Genomic DNA, 492 nt, shown 5'->3' with positions numbered 1-492 from the left:
GTCCGCCGCTGATCTCAGGGAGCAAGCTCCCATCAATCCGCTCGACTTGCATGTATTAGGCACGCCGCCAGCGTTCGTCCTGAGCCAGGATCAAACTCTCCGATAAAAGTTTGAATAGCTCTTTTTGTAACGATTCAATCGTTGCGGTAAATCTAGAATTAACGTTGACGTAATTGTCTTGTTTTGTTCAGTTTTCAAGGTTCAATTTGTTAGGCGCCTCGTTTGAAGCGACTTTACAAGTATATCATCGACACAAGATAGTGTCAACAACTTTTTTCATGTTATTCACAAAAGTGAATTATGGAATATTCTTTTACTCCGCATACGCTGCGTAAAAGGAAAGATATTTTGCTGAAGCAAAAATCTTGGTGGAGCCTAGCGGGATCGAACCGCTGACCTCCTGCGTGCAAAGCAGGCGCTCTCCCAGCTGAGCTAAGGCCCCATTTTGAAGTGGTCGGGAAGACAGGATTCGAACCTGCGACCCCTTGGTCC

1 tRNA gene and 1 rRNA gene are annotated in these 492 nt (G+C 45.9%); both read right to left on the bottom strand.

The features are described from left to right. A 16S ribosomal RNA gene (locus tag BHE18_RS21845) occupies positions 1-106 on the bottom strand; the annotation flags it as partial. A gap of 260 nt (positions 107-366) precedes the next feature. After that, positions 367-442: transfer RNA gene (locus BHE18_RS21840), tRNA-Ala, on the bottom strand. Positions 443-492: the final 50 nt, after the last annotated feature.

The sequence above is a fragment of the Rossellomorea aquimaris genome, from assembly GCF_001877785.1.
Classification (GTDB): domain Bacteria; phylum Bacillota; class Bacilli; order Bacillales; family Bacillaceae_B; genus Rossellomorea; species Rossellomorea aquimaris_A.
This window is presented reverse-complemented; position numbering and strand designations above follow the sequence as displayed.